We start from the raw sequence: 19,070 nt of genomic DNA, 5'->3' as shown, positions 1-19,070 counted from the left end.
CTTTTCTTCTCAACTTGCAGCGTCGGCGAAGCCTGACCTGCCGTGGCTGATCACAGGCTTTCGGCCAGTGGCCGAGCGATAGATAACTTCCGGTTCAACACCATCTCATGAATGAAACGACAGAATGAAATCTCTTTCGATACAGAATGCGGCAAAGCCTGGGCTGTGCGTCTTCTTCGCGGTGTGCTGCGTTTCGATCGCGACCGCTCAAGACAACTTCGATGGTGCTGTCTGGAGGTTCAGGATGTCAAAGAAGCAGACACCCGCGAAAGTACTGGTTGGCCAGTTCCGGGTGTCGAATCATGTCCTGTTTCAGAAAGACACTCCATCAGATCCCGAGTTTTCAAAAAAAGTAGGCCGGAACAGCCCAAACGGTAAGAAGACACGTATTGACGTCGACGATTTCAGAGTGTTCACAAAAGAGAATAAACGGATGCTAAAAATGAAAGGGACCGCGACGTTATCGTTGGACAAGCTTGGAGAATGGAGCGGAATTTTCACGGACGGAAAGGGCGATAACTGGACATTTAAAGCGTCAAGAATCAAGGAATAGACGCCGTCGATTCCGCCGGCGGGGTCAGGAGATCGTTTAACCCGCAGCCGAAGGCGCAGGCGATGCTTGGGGCGGGTCTGGTGTTGCGGAAGCTGAAGACTCATTGATGCCGAAGAGAAGACGCCTGCGCCTTCGGCTACGGGTTAAACAACTTCTGGCAATCGTCACACAGAACGAACCGTATCCAGCGTCAGCCTAACCATGGGAGCGTTGGTACGGTAGGGGTAAAAGGTGGCAGGAAGCGGTTCCGTTGTTTGAGTCGATGCGTCACATCCAAGGGCACTTAAAACGCTCGGGCATAACACGTGAGGCTTTGATTTCGCTTGGCGCACGACGTGGGGATAGCGTGGGTGTGAGGTGAATTGGACGGCGAAGGTTGGCGAAGAACACGTTCAGCCGAAGCTCACAAGCCTTTGTTCAGGAAGCCCGAACTGAAGGTGCGGCACTGAAACGGCTGTATTTTTTCGATTTGGGCTTTTCATCGCGGCCGTGATCGATGCCGAACATCGAGCCCCGCTGCCTGAACCTCGGGGGTTCGGACTTTGACGACTGTTTCCCACGAGCCCGAACCGTCCACAACAAATGGGAAACTGCTGCACTGAATTCGAATGATGCGATGACATGGTGGGCTCGGAAAACGCGGAAAACGCCTCACGATGATGAACGCTCGCCCAGCGAAGCTGCCTGGGGCGGGGCGACCGATTGAGCGGTTGAAAACCGAGCCGGACTGTTCACACTACCTGGTTCAAAAACAGACATGCCCCAACAACGGCAGTCGCCAACCTGAACCGGAACAGAAACACCCCGATGAATTCCCAAATGCAACACTCTCAACCGGTGGATCGCCGCAACGTATTGACCGCCCTGGCTGCTGCCGGAGCCGCCGGAGCTGTCGGAGCTGTCGGAGCACACGGTTCACGTTCGCTGGCCGCTGCCGTACAGGAGACCTCGGAAACGAACGCCGAGGCATTCCGCCCCACGCGACAGTTTCAGTCGATCAAACACATGCAGCAGGCGGAGGACCTGCAACCAGGTGACGTGATTCAGACTCTGGGATTCCATGCTCCGGGAGATGGTGGCGGCGCGGTTTATTCTGTCGTGGCTGACAAGCCTGAAGATGACTTCTCTCACAGTCGTGAGCTCAAAGGTGGACGACACGCGAATCTGGTGCCGGGAAATTCAGTCAACTACCGGATGTTTGGAGCTCAGGGAAACGGCACCGACGATGACGGCGTCTCGATCAAAGCCGCCCATCGCTTCGCCAATCAACATCAGTTGCCCGTCGTACAAACAAGCGGCGAATTCTGGATTACCAAAACGACGGCCATCCCCATCCGTACAAATGTGGAATGGGGCAACACGATCTTTCACATTGATGAACGATTCAACAGAAAGCGTATTCCTCGCTTTGCCGTCTCCAGCCAGCAGGAACGCCAGGCCATCGAACTGGATGACGAACAAAAAGAATCGCTGCTGCAGCACTTGAAGCCAGGAGTTCACCACATCCCGGAACTGGCCGACTATCGAAACTGCTTGATCAGTATTGCCGATGAAAATGACCAGATCGGCTTCCGCTCCGGAGATCGCTATTCCGGACAATCATGGGACCGTGAAGAACTGTTCTATGTCGAAGAGGACGGACGGATTCTGGGAGACATCGCGTGGTCGTTCAAAGACTACACCAAACTGGTCGCCACACCTTGCGACGACAGTTTTCTGATCATTAGCGGAGGCGGATTCTATCTGTCCGGCGACAACCCGGGCGAAAAATATACAGGGTACTACTCCAACGGGTTTCGCGTGGAACGCAGCCGCACGATCATTCAGAATCAGTGGGTCGGCCTGGAACCCGGTAAGCATGATGCTTCTATGGAACCACGCTCCGGATTCTACACGCTCACTGGCGTCTACAATGTGACGCTGGAAAATATCCGCCTGATCCCGTGGGAACAGAACCGCAAAGATCCCAAAAAGCGAGTGGGAGCGGGCACGTATGGAATCAGCGGCAACAGAATGCTGAACTGCACCTTCCGAAATCTCACCGCCGAAGGGACGCGTTTGCACTGGGGCGTGTTTGGCACCAACCTAAACAAGAATTTTCGAATCCAGCAATGTCGTCTGAACCGTGTGGATGTCCACTTCCATTGCTGGAACCTGACAATTCAGGACAGTCAGATCGGGCTCCGGGGAATCTCAGTGACCGGAGGTGGTGACCTGACCATCGAAAACACGGAACAAACGGGCAACCGCTTTCTGAATCTGCGACGAGACTTCGGGGGCAAATGGGATGGGGACATCTCCATTCGCAACTGCAAACTGATGCCGGTGAGCAACGGATCGGTCAACGTGATCTACAGCCATCCGGATGCGGCAGACTATGGCTATCCGATTGGCTGCGCTCGATCGGTCACGGTGGAGAACTTTCAGTTCGATTTCACGGCCGCCCCCGATTCTAATTCTCCGGTGTGGATGTTTCAGATCGCGAAGTTCTCGCAAAACAAAGACAACAGCCGGCACTTCTTTCCACGCCGCATCACTGTCCGCAACGTGGACGTTGTCAGGCGGGATGAAGGTGTTCGACTGATCCGAATCTTCGCCCCTGGAAACTACCGGCTGGATCGCGAGCGAGACCACGCTCGACCGGACGCCGGATTCAATTGCGAAATGTTGTTTGAAAACATTCGTTTGGAATCCATCGAACCGGCAGCTCCGGATACAGCGGAGCACGTTCATTTCCAGCTTGGATCGTCAACTCAGCAGGACTACGCCGACGAATTCGCTCTGTACCCCACGATTCGCTTTGTCAACTGCCGTCAACTTTGTGTGTTCCTGGGAGCCAGCAGCGCGGACGCAACGCTGCAGGATTGTACGGTCGATCGGTTTGCCGCAGGAATGGACGACGAATTGTGTGGTGCCCTCACATTCGCTCGTTGCCGTTTTGCACCTCAAATCAGCGAAGAAAACAAACCGATTTACCGACTCAATGCCATCGACGGAGCTCACTTCAGCGACTGCGTTTTTCATGCGGCTCGGACGAAGGCCGGAGTACGCCCTGACTTGTTTGACCAGATGGAGATTGTGCAAATCAACAAACGCGTGCGGCATCACCAGTCCAACACGGCACTAGGCCGGGAGATGCTGGCGTATCTGCAGCAACAGAAGACGGAACTGCAGCCAGCATTCATCTCTATGCTCAAAAGTCACCATGCCCTGGAATCCGAGCAGATTGCGGAACAGAGTTAGCGAGAAGCCTCCACTTTATCCGGCTGTCCGCCTTCCGCTTTGTGCCTCCACACAGGCTTGACGACACGATAGAGCCTCTCACCATTTTCGTCGAAAAACTCAAACCGAATGTCACCGTTGTCCTGCACGGTGACTTTCAGGAATCCTCCCGAGGCTTCCGTTTGCGTGTGCAGTTGTTTGATCTTCGCATCCGGGTCCGTGGATTTGGGATCGCCCGGGTCGCGGCCGAGGCGTGAGTTGGAATCCACGAGTGCACCACTGGAAAACTCCTCGATTCCCGTCGGATCGATGGAGTGGTACTGCCAGTGTCGATCGCCGCAAATCACGTGGAAGCCTTTCCTGTCGAGTCGCTGTTGTTTGATCCAGTCAAAGAATGCGCGGCCTTCGTGACGAAAGCCTTTGTGATTCGTATGATTGTCTCGCTTATATGCGTCATCGGGCCCCACCATGGGCGTTGGCGAGATCAGCAGTTTCCACGTGGCGTCGCTTTCCCGCAGCGTCTGCTTTAACCACGCAATCTGGTCCGCTCCCCAAAGCGTCTTGTCCGGACCATCGGGCATTCTGTTGGGGCTGCGATAATCACGACCTTCGACGAGCCAGATCTGGAGATGTTGGTTCACGCGATAGGTTCGGTACGTCTTCGCTTCGGGATCAAGCGGATCGACGACCGGCACCTGTTGACGAAACGTCTGAATTCCCAGGTCACTTAACGGCTTGCGATTTCCTTCCCGATCGCAGTCGTTGAAGCGGTGGTCATGATCGTCCTTTTCCCAGTAGGTGGGCACGTGCCGGAAAAGTTTGACGAACCGCGGCTGGACGAATTGTTCGTGCCATTTCCGACGCAGATCTCTGAGCTCAGTGGCTTCCCGGTCGTCGTGGCTGTCGTAGTAAACGTTGTCGCCTGTTCCGACGAAGAAGTCCGGTTTCATCTTCGCGATGGTCGCGAGTGCCGGAAATCCTTCTTGCTTGTCATCGCCCTCATACGCCCCAACCCCGGTTCGTTTTCCCTCTTTAACCTTTCCATAGTGAAACGACATGTAGTTCATTCCTGTCACCACCACGAAGCTCACCTCATCCGTCCCGTCTCGCCCCTGCAGCGTTCGGAAAGAGCAGGTCTCCCCGGTCTGAACCGAGTCGCGATCGGAGCCAAAGATCAGGCGATAATAGTACTGAGTCGCCGGTTTGAGTCCCTTCACCTGGACCTTCACGATGAAATCATTCTCCGGCGCGGCCTTCAACCAGTCGGTTGTACGTGATGAGCCAAAGTCGTCGCTCTCAGACAGTTCGAAGCGGGCCACTCCGCTTGTTCCCGGAACGTCGCCATCGGTCAGCTTCGCTACGGACGTGAGTCGTGATTGAAGAATCACACTCGTCGATGTCACTTCCCCCGCCATTTCTCCCTGAGCATGAAACACTTCAGGCGCTGCCGTGAAAAGCGCAGCGGTCAATAGACAAAAGCCGATCATAGGTTCAGTCCTGGTAGAATATGGTGACGGTACGAACGGCAGTATAATGCAATCAACAAGGTCTCAGAACCAGTTGCAGTAGCGCCGAGTCACACACGCGATCGCACCCAGCAGGCGGCAAGAGCGTTCGTTGGCGAGTAACTCCGTCCGCTCAGATCAAAATTCGCCCACAACGGTGCCGTCGTTCATGTCGCAGATAGCCTGCCAGACTCCGTAGACCGCCTGACGTTGAGCCGCGTTTCTCATGTCTGGAATTGCGTCGATCTCCGCTTCCTCGGCGCTGTCGATGCTGTCGTTGATGAAGCGGACGGAACCATCCATGAGCAATACCTGCAGGCCGCCGGTATGCACGCTGGTCATCGGGCCTTTGCAGATCTTGCCTGTTGTGCCGGGGTCGACTCCGACGGGGCAGGCGTTCGGGCGGTAGTAACCGCTGCTAAGGACATCACCTAGCCGCTGCGCCATTCCCCAAAACGTTCGAGACAGCGTGTATGTCGTTATCTTCGACTCGCATTCGTGCCCATGCCGTTCTCCAACGAATACAGTCATACTGGTGCCGTCCGCCACAGATCTCAGACGCATGCTGCTGTTCGTGAAAAATGGCCCCGTTCCCCGACTGTTCATTGCATGGTGCGGAATCTGAGGTATTGAATGCACCGTGAATTTGAACACTTCAGGCCACGACACATTCGTTCTACCGTTCGCAGCCATGACTAAACCGTTAGTCCCGAAGTTCCCCACATAGCTCGCTGTAGCGATGTTCTCCCAAAATCGCCGTGGCGGGCGTTCGTCGTCAGTGACGTGACTGGCTCTGTAATCAGAAGGACAACGAAACGATTTTACGGTAGTTGACATCAACTTTTCATTGTCATTCTCGACGTTTGCGAGTGGATCCGGAAACCCAACAAGAAAACTCGGTTGATTGAAATCGATGGCCGCGTAGAGGGCATCCTGTTCCAAGTACGGCAAGAGGTAGCAGCCCCAGGAAAACCCACGTATCGCCTGTGCGCTTGTGAGTCGGGGATTGTCCACGCCCATGCCGCCCATTGGAAAACACCGATGCACGTCGTGGTAGTTGTGCAGGGCGAGACCAAGCTGCTTGAGATTGTTGCGGCACTGGGTTCGGCGAGCGGCCTCACGAGCCTGTTGCACGGCGGGTAACAACAACGCGATCAAAATGGCAATGATCGAAATCGTCACCAGCAGTTCGATCAGCGTGAACCCTGAAGCCTTGCTGCGTCGCATCACTGTCCCCTGGCAAACGGCACTCATAACGGAATCCAAGTTTTTCGATTTCCGTCGGATCAGCCCGAATAAGTCGTCCGAAATTCTGGTCTTCCGCGATCCGACTCTCTGAGAGACCAACACGGCCATCACCGCTCTCGCCCGAATTATGAGTCTTACAAATGTCGCACCGTAGACCGCGACTCCGCACACGCCATTGACCTTGAGTATCACCGTTCTGTCGCTACGCCACAAGGTCGTGGCCGCCGGGTTTCGGCCGCCTGACAATTAGCGAAAAACACTTGTGCGGCGTGTTGACGCCCTTTCACATCTGGTTATCAACAGTTGAGGTAGGGCGGACCAGGCAAACGGTGTGCAATACGAGTTCTTTGAAAGTCATTTGGCGGAGTCTTGGACGCAGGCGGATAGCTCGCACCTGTTTGCGTTTTTCCGGGGCAACGCGCTGCCGGAGCTGCGCCGTAGCGTTTGTCCTGCACACTCGGATACCACCTGGGAGCAGACACAAATGCGTGGCCCCAGATATCAGTTGGCCTGACTGATCGATCGAAGGACCTGCGTCATTAGCTTCTGGAATTCCGGGTTGGCGAAGTCGTCGATGTGGCCCAGCGATGTGTAGAAACTGGTGCCGCCGTCGGCTCGCTTGTTGAACCAGGCGATGGGTTCTGCGTCGGCGTTGGGGATGCTGCCTATCAAGACTGGCGATGTGGTTTCAGCCAGCGGGCTAACTCTATAAAGCGAACCGTTGCCGACCAGTTTGCCCACGGCGATGCCCTTGAGTGCGTTTGCGAATGGCTGCGGAAGGTCTGGTGGAACCGCAATCGTGGTCTTCGGACCGTTGCCGTGATGGTTCGTGTAGTTGCCTCCGAAAACGTCTTTGTCGAAATCCGTCCAGTTTTCCAATCCCGCTTCCGGTTCCTTGCCTCGCAAACAGAATGCGTGACTGGCCGTGCGAATTCCGACGACCGGTTTTCCGGCGGCGACGAAGTCTTTCACGAACTTCAGTTGGCTCGCGGGAAGTGTGCGACGGCGGACGCTGACCAGCAGCACGTCGGCATCAGCGACGGCTTCAATGCCCGGCAGGTTGCTGCGATCGTTGGCGTCGTCCCATACGAAGGTGACTCGGAAGTCATGGCCGAGCTGCTCTTTCGCGAACTTTGGCAGCGATTCGTTGGTGCGGTATTCCTGTTCCGCACACAGCACGACAAGGTGCTTGCGTTTGTCGGCGGGGAAACGGAATTCTTCGCCGCCGATGATGTCGGTGCTGAGAATCGTGGGGCACCAATACTGTTCGATGTGATTCACCACCAGATCCGTGCCGGTAAAGTGGCTGACGAACGGAGCCATCTTCGGGTTGTACATCGTGTCCGTCATGTCTCGCATGAGGACCACGTTTTGTCCCTGCTGCACCATCTGACGAATCGAAAACGGGCGGCCCAGCACGCACATGTTGGTGTGGACTCCCATGACAATCACGTTGGTGATGCCACGCTGCTTCATCAGATAAAACGCTTCGGCGCTGTCGGTGATGGCGTCGTTATACGCGATGGTGATGCCCGGGTGCTGACGCGTCCACGCTCGATAATTTTTCGTAAACGGCTCTTCGCAGTCGCAACCACCGTCGGAATCGTCGATGGGTAGAGCAGCGCCTTCGATCGACTTGTCCAGATGACACCAGCCCTGCAGCGGGATTTTCGTGTCCACTTTCGGAGCGGCCATCGCCAGCTTGCGTTGCGGCGTGTCTTTGTAAAAGTCGAGCGTATTGCTGGGGCAGTGAATGATCAGCACACCCTTTTGGCGAGCGGCCGTGATGACTTCATTCATCCGCGGCACCATCTGGCCCACTCGTTCTGTGGCTGTCGGACACCAGTGTTTGTCCCACATGTCACAGACGACGATCGCCGTTTGTTCGGCCTGCCAGGTCGTGGGTTTCGTGAGTGAATGGAAACGCCCGGTTTCGTCAGCGGTTTCCGTGCGGGAACGTGTGTTGAGGCTCAGGTCTGCGGAATGGGCTTGCTGAGAAAGAAGGCAACAGCAAGCGATGGAAAAGAGGATGAGGACGCGGGCGGGCATATCGCAATTCTTTCGAAAGCGTGATGGCAGTAGTGCAGAAACTAACCAGAGAACTTACGTCCTCGGCTCGCCGCGCCTATTTCGATTTCGTGACGGGCGTCCACGCTGGCGAATCGTCGACGAGTTCGGCGTAGCCGGTTTTGATCTGCTTGATAAGTTGCGTCTCTTCCGCGACGCCTCGACCGGCTAGGTTCGAAATTTCGCCGGGGTCAGTGTCGATGTTGTAGATTTCGAAGTCGGTAAGTTTTGCCGCTTTGGCTTCGGCCAGTGTGGTCGGCGTGAGGTTTTGTCGTTTGGGGAAGTTGCCACCGTTTAGCCGAGCCAGCACTTTCCACTGTCCGTGTCTCATTGCCACGCGAGCGTCGTTGATGCCGTTGTAATACGCCCAGACGAGTGACCGGGCGGGCGTGTTCATGGTGCCGGATTCGAAGAGTGGCTTCAGGCTGATCCCGTCAAGTTTTCGTTCTGCGGGAAGGTCAACGCCTGCAAGATCACAGGCCGTGGGTAGCAGGTCGAGAGCCGATCCGACTGTATCTGTGACTTGACCAGGTTTGATACCTTTCGGCCAATTGAAGATTCCCGCCACGTGAAAACCGCCGTCATGCGTGTGCAGCTTCATGCCTCGCAAATGAGCCGTGATCCCCCAGCTTCGGTTGGCAGATCGGTAACGGTTAAGTGTTTCAGGGCCGTTGTCTGCTGTAAACACGATGAGTGTGTTGTCGCGTACTCCGGCGTTTTCAAGCGCCTTCACCACTTTGCCAACTGCGAGGTCAACGTTGTGGACGTTGGCGTAATACTGGGCCTGGTCCGGGTGCCAAGTGACGCTTTCATACTGCTTTACCAGTGCCGGCGGTGACGCCACAGGTTCGTGCGGTTCGTGGAACGGCAGGTAGATGAAGAAAGGCTGCTCCGGATTATTCTTAACGTGCTGTGCCATCCAGCCGGTGGCTTCGTCGGTAGCAATTTGACAACTGAAGCCTTCGATCTTCCCGACTGGCTTGCCGTTGCGAACATAGTTGACGGGGTCCTGGTGCGAAGGCGCCGCGTTGTTTTGCGTTGCCATCCAGTGATCGAATCCGGCGTCTCCGGGCTGAGGCTGATCGGGACTGTTGAACGCCGCGTTGCAGTGCCACTTGCCCGCCATGCATGTGGCATAACCGCCCTTTTTCAACAGCTGAGCAATCGTCACTTCGTCCTTCTTCATATGCACCTGCTCGCGGGCATCCGGCCTTGGCGTGCGAGCTTCCGGGATCCAGTCGTACACGCCAGCTCGATTCGGACTGCGGCCCGTCAACAGACCGACTCGCGAAGGCGAACAGACCGGCGCAGTCGAATAGAAGCTGGTGAAACGAAGCCCTTCATCGGCAAGCGAGTCGATGAAGGGTGTCTGAATGTGCGGGTGCCCATGGATGCCCAGATCACCAAAGCCGAGGTCATCGCAAAGGATGATCACGATGTTCGGCCGATCGTCGGCAGCGTTGGTGAAAGTGCAGGGCAGGGCGACCAGAAAAAGTGCGAGACACGCGGAACGCAACATTAGCGAGAGTCCATAAAACGGGGAATGGTTACTTCGTGACGTTCAGGAACTGCTGATAGGCTTTCGCAACGCCGCCTTCTTTGACATCACCGTCGTGAACATACATGCCGTACGTCAGCTTCAGGTTCTTCTCACCGGGCGACAGCACCACAGGTGACTCCGGTTCCGTCTTGTTGCTGTAGATCTTGGGGCCAAACGGGCTGATACCAAACAGGCCATAGTTGCGAACGTGGTACCGGGATTTGCGGAAGTTGTTTGGGTGATCCATCAACGTGACGCCACATGTGGCTCCGTCGACTTCTCCGTAGTAATCAATCCACGGAGTCGGCTTGCCCCAGCATTCGGCCGAACCATTCAGACCTTCCGCATTGATGATGTGACCGCCTTCCGATTCGCGCATCGTGTGAGCAATTCGGACAGCAAAGAAGCCTTCTTTAGTATCGTAGAACGTGACGTCTTTATCGACGGCGGCAAGTTCGATGTCGTAAGTGACCAGACGATCCGGATAAAACGTGGCGACGGTGGTTTCCTGCAACAGCGGTTGATCACCGTCCATCCAGGTGTTGTGCATCGTCAGGGAACCGACGCCGTCGCTGACAGCCACTTTGACGGACTGATTGACGATTTTGTCTTTCTCATGCCAGAAGTTCAGCTTCTTTTCGTTGACCGAATCCACGGCCACCCACACACCCTTATGGTGAAAGTGATCTTTCCCCGTTTTCGAATCCTGATCCTCAGCGGTTGGCACGATCTCGCGGAGAATGTTTTTCCCGTTGGGAGCCCACAACGGATACAGGAAGGGCTTGTTCCATTCTTTTCCGTGATTCAGCACGCCGAACTTCTTGCCGTCGATCAAAATCTGAAGTTCGCCGTCCGATTTCCGCTGGAAGGAAACGCCTTTTGTGTCCTGAGCAATCGATGTCGCAACTGAGCCAATAAGCAGGCTCGCGCAGGTCATGAAGGAGGTGATTTTCATACAGAGGGGCCTTATAAGGTTGGAATTTATTGGGCGGGGCATCAAATGTGCAACACAGTGTGTTGTGTACACGCGATCGCCATTTTCGGTTCGTTTTCTGCCGAAACGGCGAGTAAATGCTACCGAGGCGGTCGCCAGGATGCCAGAAAGCTGGCAACTTCAGTAATGACTTATTTTTGAGTGGCAAATACAATATGCGAAGGATCGGCGACATTCCACGAACCACAAACGGTTCCATCGTAGAGTCACGGCCACTTAGTTCGGCAACGCTCAGAAACAACAGCGCCATGGATATGGATCAGCAAAAACCACAGCTCGAACCAGCTCAAACCCGCCGTCGCTGGCGGCGGGCGGCAGTCGCGACGACGGTCCTGGGAGGCATGCTGTTTTCCGGATTCACCGTTCTGCCCACAGCCGTCATGAATTCCGCTCACCGCGACAATCTGCTGAATGAGCGGTTTGCCGAATACGGTGTGAAGGCGACCTCCGGAGCCGCGTCGGGAAGCTGGGTGACTCCCGTCAGCATGCAGAACGTCGTGTTCGAAGATGAAACCGGCCAGGTGAAGGTCAGCATCCGCGAAGTCCGGACGTCTCGCACGATCCTCGGCCTAATGACCAACGGCGGCGATCTCGGAACAATCACGCTGATCGAACCGAAAATTCAGATCCGTCTGGACGACGACGGCAAGCTGCCGCCCAAGCTACAGCAGAAAGGCGACAGTTTCCGCGACCCCACCAAGGACAAACCAGCGTTTGCTGTGGAAATTCAGAACGCCGAATTTGTACTCAGCGTTCCGTGGCGACCACTACCAATCGTCGACCTGGATCAAATCAACGTGTCGGCGGCGGTGACCAATGAAACAGACGGGCGATTTCTGACCGTCCAGCCCGTTCAGCTGCTGGATCATGAACCACTTTCGGAACTGCATACCGAGCAAAACCTCGCAATGATCGCTCCCGTCCTGTCGCAATCGACGGAACTTGACGGCGAGGTCAGCGTTCGTCTGGATGGCCTGCGCATGCAACTGGACGATGCCGAAAACTCGCAAATGCTGATCGCCGGGGAGGCCGTTTTCCATTCTGTTGAATCTCGCCTGAAGAAGGAATGGGTAAGTCAGATCAGTAAGCTCGCCGGACACCTGACCGGCACCAGCGTGCCCGACCGACTTCAAATTGTGCGGGATTCACGAGTCGCGTTTCAGGTGGATGATCATGGTATTCACCACCAGGGCCTGGTCTTCCTGTTGCCGGAAATCGCTCAATACATGAGTATCGAATCGTCCGGCATGGTCGGCCTGGACGAAAGTCTCGACCTTTCGTTAAACATACAAATGCCGCAACTGGCACCGAAAAATCCAATGCTGGCCGCGTTTTCAAAACTCGTTCGGCTGCCGTTTATGCTCAGTGTCAAAGGGACCGTTTCCGAACCTGTGCTGGTGACGCCACCCGGTTTTTCGATGGTGGACCAGTTGGCCGAGAACCTCAACCCCGGCGGTGCCTCACAGCCGCCAGCCGTCTCGCGAGCCGTCATGGACTTAATCGGTTCGGTGTCGCAGCCCGAAGGTGATGAAACCTCAGACAGCGTTGTCGGCGGCATCTTGAATATCATCCGATCGGCCAAGGCCACCCAAAAAGACACGGACGCGGAATTCAAGGCACCAAAAGAAAAGCGGCCTCGAAAACAGCGACGACGACGTCAGCTTTGATTAACAACATTCGCCTTTGCCTTCTGGACCCCCGATGAAAATTACGGCCGTTGAAGTTCTGGTCTGCCACGCGCGGATGCGCAACTGGATTTTTGTAAAAGTTGTCACCGACCAACCAGGCCTGTTCGGCTGGGGTGAAGCCACGTTGGAATGGCACACGCGAGGCGTCGTGGGCGCCGTCGAAGATCTGGCCGAACTCCTGATCGGCGAAGACCCGACTCGAGTGGAACACCTGTGGCAGATGATGTGGCGGCAACACTTCTGGCACGGCAACGGGGTGACTCGATCAACGGCCATCGCCGGAATCGACATTGCTTTGTGGGACATCATCGGAAAAGTTCATAACGTACCCTGCCACAAGCTGTGGGGCGGGCCGGTGCGAGATTCGATTCGGCTTTACTGCCACTTAGGCGGCGGCAATCTCGAAAGCTTTTACGAGACGCCAGTCGAGAACGCTCAACAGTTTGCCGATCTCGCTCAGCAGGCTGTGGCAGACGGCTTCACCGCCTTTAAGTCGATGGCGGTGCCGCCCACGATGCCGGTCGAAGGTTTGCGACCCGTAAAGGCGGCCGAAGCGTGCGTCGCAGCAATGCGTGAAGCTGTCGGAGACGACATTGACATTATGGTCGACTGCCACGCTCGCCCGTCGCCCGCCATGGGAATGAAGTTCGCTCGCGCGCTGGACGACTACGGCCTGTACTTCTTTGAAGAACCCTGCTGGCCCGAAAGTATCGACAGCCTGGCGGCAATCAACGCCGCCGTGGGCACGCCGATTGCAACAGGCGAGCGGATGACTCATTTGGCCGCATTCCGCGATCTGTTTGCGGCTCGCGGCTGCGAAGTCTGCCAATTGGACATCACTCATTGCGGCGGTTTAACTGAAGCTCGCCGCATCGCCGCACTGGCCGACGCCTACCGCATCGCTCTGGCGCCGCATAATCCTCAAGGCCCGGTCAGCACAGCCGCGTCGCTCGAGTTCGGGTTTGCTCAGCCAAGTTACATCATCTGCGAATCAGTACACAACGACGTGCCGTGGCGCGACGACATCGTCAGCGAAGGCTTCACAATCGATCCAGCCACACGCACTGTCACACCGAACACTCGACCAGGGCTGGGAATCGAAATCAACGAAGACGAAGTCCGCAAACACCCCTTCGAACAGGAACTGCCTCAACGAGTCTTCTACCAGGACGGTAGCGTCGGCGACTGGTAGCCGGTACGCACCGGCGGGCGGTTGGCGTGGTGGACGGGTGACGGTTGGAAGACTGAAGCGCCGGCGATACTCCCACTGGTCGCCAATAAGACCAGGCGGCGCTGTGGCACTTGTTGCCTTGCGCCAGCTTCGGCATGTTGGCGTGTTCCCGCGCCGAATGCGTGAGCCTTATGAGTCGTGTGTCTGCGTATTGCGTCCGGGGATAGCGGCGATGGCTGTTTGAGGCGAACTGACATGCTAACCTTCAGTTGTGCGACCGGCTTACCGCACCTTGTTGGTCGCCGGCGAGACACACTCAACTTTGAAGATTCCCACTACAAGTGAAGCATCAGATAGGGTATGCCAGTGAAACCACCAGCTAGAAAACACGCTGCCTTCACTGGCCGCATCGGCATTGCTCGAGCAGACATCACGCCGCCCGTTGGCATCTATTCGCGCAACTGGGGTGCGGCGAAACATGACACGGCCGCTTCCATCCATCGGCCGCTAACGTTGAACGCTTTGACAATTTCGGAGCGAGTTGGTGACGACCCGCTGGTGTTGATCGATGCCGATCTGGGCTGGTGGCGGCCGCTGGAATTGTTTCGCAAGTTTCAACAGCGGTTGCTGAACGAACTGTCGATGGATTCGTCAAGGCTTATCTTCGCATTGACACACACTCACGCAGCCGCGCCACTTATGGAACCGGACGACGAACTTCCCGGCAGTGAGTTACACGGACAATGGCTGGAAGACGTTTACCAGGCGACGGTCTCAACCACAAAACAGGCGATGGCCGAAGCCTTCGACGCAACTCTGGACTGGCATACCGGTCGCTGCGGACTCGCAGCGAATCGCGATCTGCCAGACCCAGCGGCTCCAGACGAAATGCCCGGAAAATCCGGCAACGGAAAGGCGACGCGACTGATTTGTGGCTTCAATCCGAACGCGGCTGCCGACGACACGCTGCTACTCGGCCGCATCACGGATGCTTCGGGAACTCTGCGAGCAACGCTCGTCAACTACGCCTGTCATCCGACAACACTGGCGTGGGAGAACACGTCCATTTCGCCTGACTACATCGGTGCCATGCGTTCCACCATGGAAGCAGCTACCGGCGCGGCGGCCTACTTTCTTCAAGGCATGTCCGGCGACCTTGCTCCACGTCATCAATACGTGGGCGACACGGACGTGGCCGATCGGCACGGCACTCAGTTAGCTCACGCAGCGCTGGCGACGTTGTTCGACATGGAACCGCCCAACACGGAACTCACATTCGCAGAAACCGTAGAATCCGGAGCACCACTGGCGGCATGGCGACACCGTGAAAGCGCTGCAGCCGGCTCGCTAAAAGCGATCGCAACCACCGTCGACGTTCCTCTAAAGAACTGGCCGTCCGCCGCAGAACTCGAACAGCAGCGAAGCGATTGTAAGGACCGAGCACTTCAGGAACGCCTTCGCCGCAAACGTGACATCCGACGTTCACTGGGCGACGGAGCCACTTTCGCTCACCCGATTTCTGCGTGGCGAATTGGCGATGCGGTTCTGTTGGGAAGCTGCAGCGAAGCGTATTCGCAGTTGCAAAAGGACCTGCGTCGCCAGTTTCCGAAGGTGCCATTGGCCTGCATGAATTTGATCAACGGCTCGATCGGTTACCTGCCACCGGAAGAACTGTATGATGTCGACGTCTATCCCGTCTGGCAGACACCGTTCGACCGCGGCGGATTGGAGCTGATTAGAGCGGCGATGGTGAACGCGATTGCGGAACTGATTGGGGATGGTGGTCATGCAGACACCGCGCAATCCGCTTGACCGGCGGAGATATTCCAAAGATACTCGATCGACGATTGCTGCGAGTGGGCTGACGGACGGTGAATACGTATTCGTTCAGGATGTTGAAAAGCAGGTTTGGGTCTTGCCCGACGGGCCACATACACACCCGAGAGTCCTCGGAAACCGCGAACCGGCACTGTATGCAGGAACTCTTTGCATGGTCGATGGTTGCGTGACAGAACTAACAAACCTTTCGGGAACGTTCCGCTGTGATGACGAAGAAGGTCTGCTGGCGGTAGCGGACTGGCTGGAGGATACTGGACTGGAGCTGGCACCGGGCGGCGTCCGCTTCTTCCCGTTCGATGGCGGCCGGCCATTTGTTTTGCGATAAGAACGACAGGATACTTGCATGCGGATTCTGATTCTCGAAGACAACGCGGAACGACGGACCGCGATGATTGAGCACCTGGCAGATCGCCTGCCAATGTTTGCAATTCAGTTTTGTGATACGGCCGAATCCATGTGCAAGGTCGTGCAGCAAACCGGGCTGGATGACGTCGCTTTGATCTCGCTGGACAACGACCTTGAGCCGGTCGAATTTCGCGATGGTAAACCGATTGACCCTGGTTCAGGAGTGGATGTTGCCGCATGCCTTGTGCGGTATTCAAAAAACGATGGTTCGAGTTTTGCCGCGGCTGTACCGGTCATTGTCCATAGCACTAACGAACCGGCATCCGTCGAGATCATTGAGATGCTCAAGGGAGTCGGGTTTCAGATCTCGCGTATCGTGCCATATGATGCAGAAAAGTGGATCGGCGAAATCTGGGTTCGCGAGGTCCGGCGTTTGATCGTGGGAAACGTCACAGAGATGCGAGGCGCGTCGGTCAGTCCATAAGCAATGCACCGACGGCTGGAAGACGATGGCTGTCCCGCACTTCGGGCACGATCGTTTCAACTGACGATCTTCGAAGGCCGTAAACGAGAAAAGAAAATGTCAGACCGGATCGAAGGCGTGCTGCCAATCCTGCACACTCCGTTTGATGTCCACGATCGCATCGACAGTGACAGTCTTCAGCGTGAGATCGAATGGGCTTTGGAACTCGGCGTGAACGGCGTTTGTTCGGCCATGGTGTCCGAAATCCTGCGTCTGACGACTGACGAGCGAATCGCTCTGAACCGCATGATTGTGGAAGTCACGGCCGGGCGAGCGACCGTGATTGCTAGTGTGGGTGCCGAAAGCACGAAACAAGCGGTCCTGTTTGCACAGGCGGCTGTGAACGACGGCTGCGACGCGATAATGGCGATTCCACCGATTTCCACCGCGTTGCCGCAGGCCGCTTTGTGGAAGTACTTTGCAGCGTTGGCGGACGCCGTCGATGCACCGTTGATCGTGCAGGATGCGTCGTCATACGTGGGAGCATCAATCCCAACCGACTTCTACGTGCGATTGTTAGATGAATACGGGCCGAACAAAATTTTGTTCAAACCGGAAGGCGCTCCGATCGGGCCAAACATTTCTGACCTGCGAGACGCAAGCGGCGGCCGGGCGAAAATGTATGACGGGTCTGGTGGCATGCTGCTGGTCGACGCATTTCGTCGAGGCGTCGCGGGCACAATGCCGGGGGTCGATTTGCTGGATGGAATTGTGGCACTGTGGAATGTGTTGCAACGCGGTGACGAGGCCGCCGCCTACAAAATCTATCTGCCGATCTGTGCGATCGTTGCCTTGCAACTACAGGCCGGACTGGACGGATTTCTCGCGATCGAAAAATACATTATGGTAAAACGCGGCCTGTTCAAAAGTGACCGCCGCCGCGAACCGAATTCGTGGACGCTGGACTCTGAAACTCAAGCAGAAGTCGATCGGCTGTTGATCATGCTGAACGAGACGTTGGCATGACCGACAGCCCGTATCGCCCGCCGTCCTCTTCCGCCGCGGGACCTACAAATCGTGCTACGCAAGTGCGGTACAAAGTTCTGACGCTGCTGACTTTGGCAGCGGCGATTTCGTATCTGGCTCGGAATGCGGTGAGTGTCGCGGAGAGCACGATTCGCGAGGACCTTGGGTTGTCGCTTCGGCAGTCCGGCTGGTTTATGGGAACGTTTTTCTGGAGCTATGCATTTCTGCAGGTTCCTGGCGGCTGGCTGGCGCATCAACGAGGTTCGCGCGTGGCGATGTGCGTCTTCGCGGCGGGCTGGTCTTTGGCGTCACTCTGCATCGGGTTGGCTCCGGGGCTATGGCTGCTTCTGACGGCTCAGCTACTGATGGGCGCGGCTCAGGCGGGAATCTTTCCAGCGTCGTGCCTGTCCATTTCTCACTGGATCCCACTGTCTCGCCGCACCCTGGCTTGCGGCTTATTGGCGATGGGAATGCAGGTCGGTGCCATTGTCGCCAGCGTGCTGACAGGGCCACTGATCGGCGCGGTTCACTGGCGGTGGGTCTTTGGTCTGTATTCAGTGCCGGGGTTTCTATGGGCCGCGTGGTTTTGGTTAAGGTTTCGCGAAGACCCTCAGCGTGATGACAACGTGAACGATGTGGAACGGCGCGTGATCGGAGTCTACAACGAGCGGGAACCTTCGGACGAAACCACTTCGACAGAACGCAAGCCCCCATCACCGACGCCGTGGCTGGCGATTATGCGCAATCCTGCGATCTGGTTTCTGTACGGCCAGCAGGTATGCCGAGCGTCCGGATACATGTTCTTTGCGAGCTGGTTTCCAACCTTTTTACAGAAGACGCGCGGCGTGTCAGTTTCGGATTCCGGCTATTTGCAGGCCTTCGTCTTCACGGGAACGATGACAGGTTGCGTGTGTGGCGGACTGCTGACCGATTGGATTTGGCAACGCACAGGCAGTTTGAAATTCAGCCGCAGCGGAGTCGGCTCAGTGTTTTTAGGCGGCTGCTCGCTACTGATTTTATCGGCGTGGTTTGTGCAAAGCACCTCGCTGGCGATCGCACTGCTGACATGCGGGACGTTTCTGGCGGCCCTCGCTGGCCCGTGTGCATTTTCCGCGACGATCGATATTGGCGGCGAACACGTGCCTCAGGTATTCGGCCTGATGAATATGATGGGCAATTTGGCAGCGGCGGCGTGTCCGATCCTGGTGGCCGAACTGTTTGAATGGACGGCAAACTGGAACGCGGTCCTGCTGGTGTTTGCGGGCATCTACGCGGCCGGAGCGGTATGCTGGGCGATGGTCGACCCGACGAAGAAGCTGTCTGTCGCGTAAATGCGTGAAGGCGTCTCATTGCGGGATAAATGGCCGTTCCGCTTGAGATTCCAACCGCCGTTTCTACGATGGTCGCTC

At 56.4% G+C, this 19,070-nt stretch carries 14 protein-coding genes; 9 read left to right on the top strand and 5 right to left on the bottom strand.

Annotation, left to right across the window (positions count from 1 at the left end):
- Nucleotides 1–244: 244 nt before the first annotated feature.
- The gene (locus tag Fuma_RS28200) at nt 245–553 is read left to right on the top strand and encodes a hypothetical protein (protein ID WP_145944427.1); all 309 of its coding nucleotides are present in this window, start codon (nt 245–247) and stop codon (nt 551–553) included.
- An 819-nt stretch (nt 554–1,372) separates the two neighbouring features.
- Nucleotides 1,373–3,796, top strand: a complete 2,424-nt coding sequence (locus Fuma_RS28190) for a hypothetical protein (RefSeq protein ID WP_077027056.1) — start codon at nt 1,373–1,375, stop codon at nt 3,794–3,796.
- Here the strand turns inward: Fuma_RS28190 and Fuma_RS28185 are convergent.
- The 5 genes from Fuma_RS28185 to Fuma_RS28165 form a co-directional block, all read right to left on the bottom strand.
- Nucleotides 3,793–5,262: an alkaline phosphatase D family protein gene (locus tag Fuma_RS28185; protein ID WP_077027055.1), complete on the bottom strand. Its 1,470-nt coding sequence runs from the start codon at nt 5,260–5,262 to the stop codon at nt 3,793–3,795. The two genes, Fuma_RS28190 and Fuma_RS28185, sit on opposite strands and share 4 nt — an antisense overlap.
- A gap of 156 nt (nt 5,263–5,418) precedes the next feature.
- Entirely contained in the window at nt 5,419–6,534 is a 1,116-nt protein-coding gene (locus tag Fuma_RS28180) for a DUF1559 domain-containing protein (RefSeq protein WP_169929135.1), read from the bottom strand.
- Between the two features lie 495 nt (nt 6,535–7,029).
- On the bottom strand, nt 7,030–8,577 hold the full coding sequence (locus Fuma_RS35470) for a ThuA domain-containing protein (protein ID WP_077027053.1): 1,548 nt from the start codon (nt 8,575–8,577) through the stop codon (nt 7,030–7,032).
- A gap of 76 nt (nt 8,578–8,653) precedes the next feature.
- A complete protein-coding gene (locus Fuma_RS28170) occupies nt 8,654–10,114 on the bottom strand; it encodes a sulfatase family protein (RefSeq protein WP_077027052.1) in 1,461 nt (486 codons plus the stop codon).
- Nucleotides 10,115–10,142: 28 nt separating this feature from the next.
- Complete coding sequence (locus tag Fuma_RS28165; protein ID WP_218922320.1) at nt 10,143–11,090, bottom strand: DUF6807 domain-containing protein; 948 nt, start codon at nt 11,088–11,090, stop codon at nt 10,143–10,145.
- A gap of 287 nt (nt 11,091–11,377) precedes the next feature.
- Between Fuma_RS28165 and Fuma_RS28160 the strand changes: the two genes are divergently transcribed.
- From Fuma_RS28160 to Fuma_RS28130, 7 genes are all read left to right on the top strand, one after another.
- Complete coding sequence (locus tag Fuma_RS28160) at nt 11,378–12,796, top strand: hypothetical protein (RefSeq protein ID WP_145944426.1); 1,419 nt, start codon at nt 11,378–11,380, stop codon at nt 12,794–12,796.
- 34 nt (nt 12,797–12,830) lie between these two features.
- Nucleotides 12,831–14,009: a galactonate dehydratase gene (gene dgoD, locus Fuma_RS28155; protein ID WP_077027049.1), complete on the top strand. Its 1,179-nt coding sequence runs from the start codon at nt 12,831–12,833 to the stop codon at nt 14,007–14,009.
- Between the two features lie 345 nt (nt 14,010–14,354).
- The gene (locus tag Fuma_RS28150) at nt 14,355–15,800 is read left to right on the top strand and encodes an alkaline ceramidase (protein WP_229360759.1); all 1,446 of its coding nucleotides are present in this window, start codon (nt 14,355–14,357) and stop codon (nt 15,798–15,800) included.
- Nucleotides 15,775–16,152 (top strand): hypothetical protein, encoded by a 378-nt coding sequence (locus Fuma_RS28145; protein WP_077027047.1) that lies wholly within the window; start codon nt 15,775–15,777, stop codon nt 16,150–16,152. The genes Fuma_RS28150 and Fuma_RS28145 overlap by 26 nt, the downstream gene beginning before the upstream one ends.
- 18 nt (nt 16,153–16,170) lie before the next feature.
- Nucleotides 16,171–16,656, top strand: coding sequence for a cyclic-phosphate processing receiver domain-containing protein (locus Fuma_RS28140; protein WP_077027046.1), 486 nt, complete (start codon nt 16,171–16,173; stop codon nt 16,654–16,656).
- A gap of 96 nt (nt 16,657–16,752) precedes the next feature.
- Nucleotides 16,753–17,661, top strand: coding sequence for a dihydrodipicolinate synthase family protein (locus tag Fuma_RS28135; RefSeq protein WP_077028604.1), 909 nt, complete (start codon nt 16,753–16,755; stop codon nt 17,659–17,661).
- On the top strand, nt 17,658–18,992 hold the full coding sequence (locus Fuma_RS28130; RefSeq protein WP_077027045.1) for an MFS transporter: 1,335 nt from the start codon (nt 17,658–17,660) through the stop codon (nt 18,990–18,992). The genes Fuma_RS28135 and Fuma_RS28130 overlap by 4 nt, the downstream gene beginning before the upstream one ends.
- Nucleotides 18,993–19,070: the final 78 nt, after the last annotated feature.

The sequence above is a fragment of the Fuerstiella marisgermanici genome, assembly GCF_001983935.1.
Classification (GTDB): Bacteria; Planctomycetota; Planctomycetia; order Planctomycetales; family Planctomycetaceae; genus Fuerstiella; species Fuerstiella marisgermanici.
The sequence above is the reverse complement of the archived record's forward strand: the minus strand, read 5'-3'. Positions and strand labels throughout refer to the sequence as shown.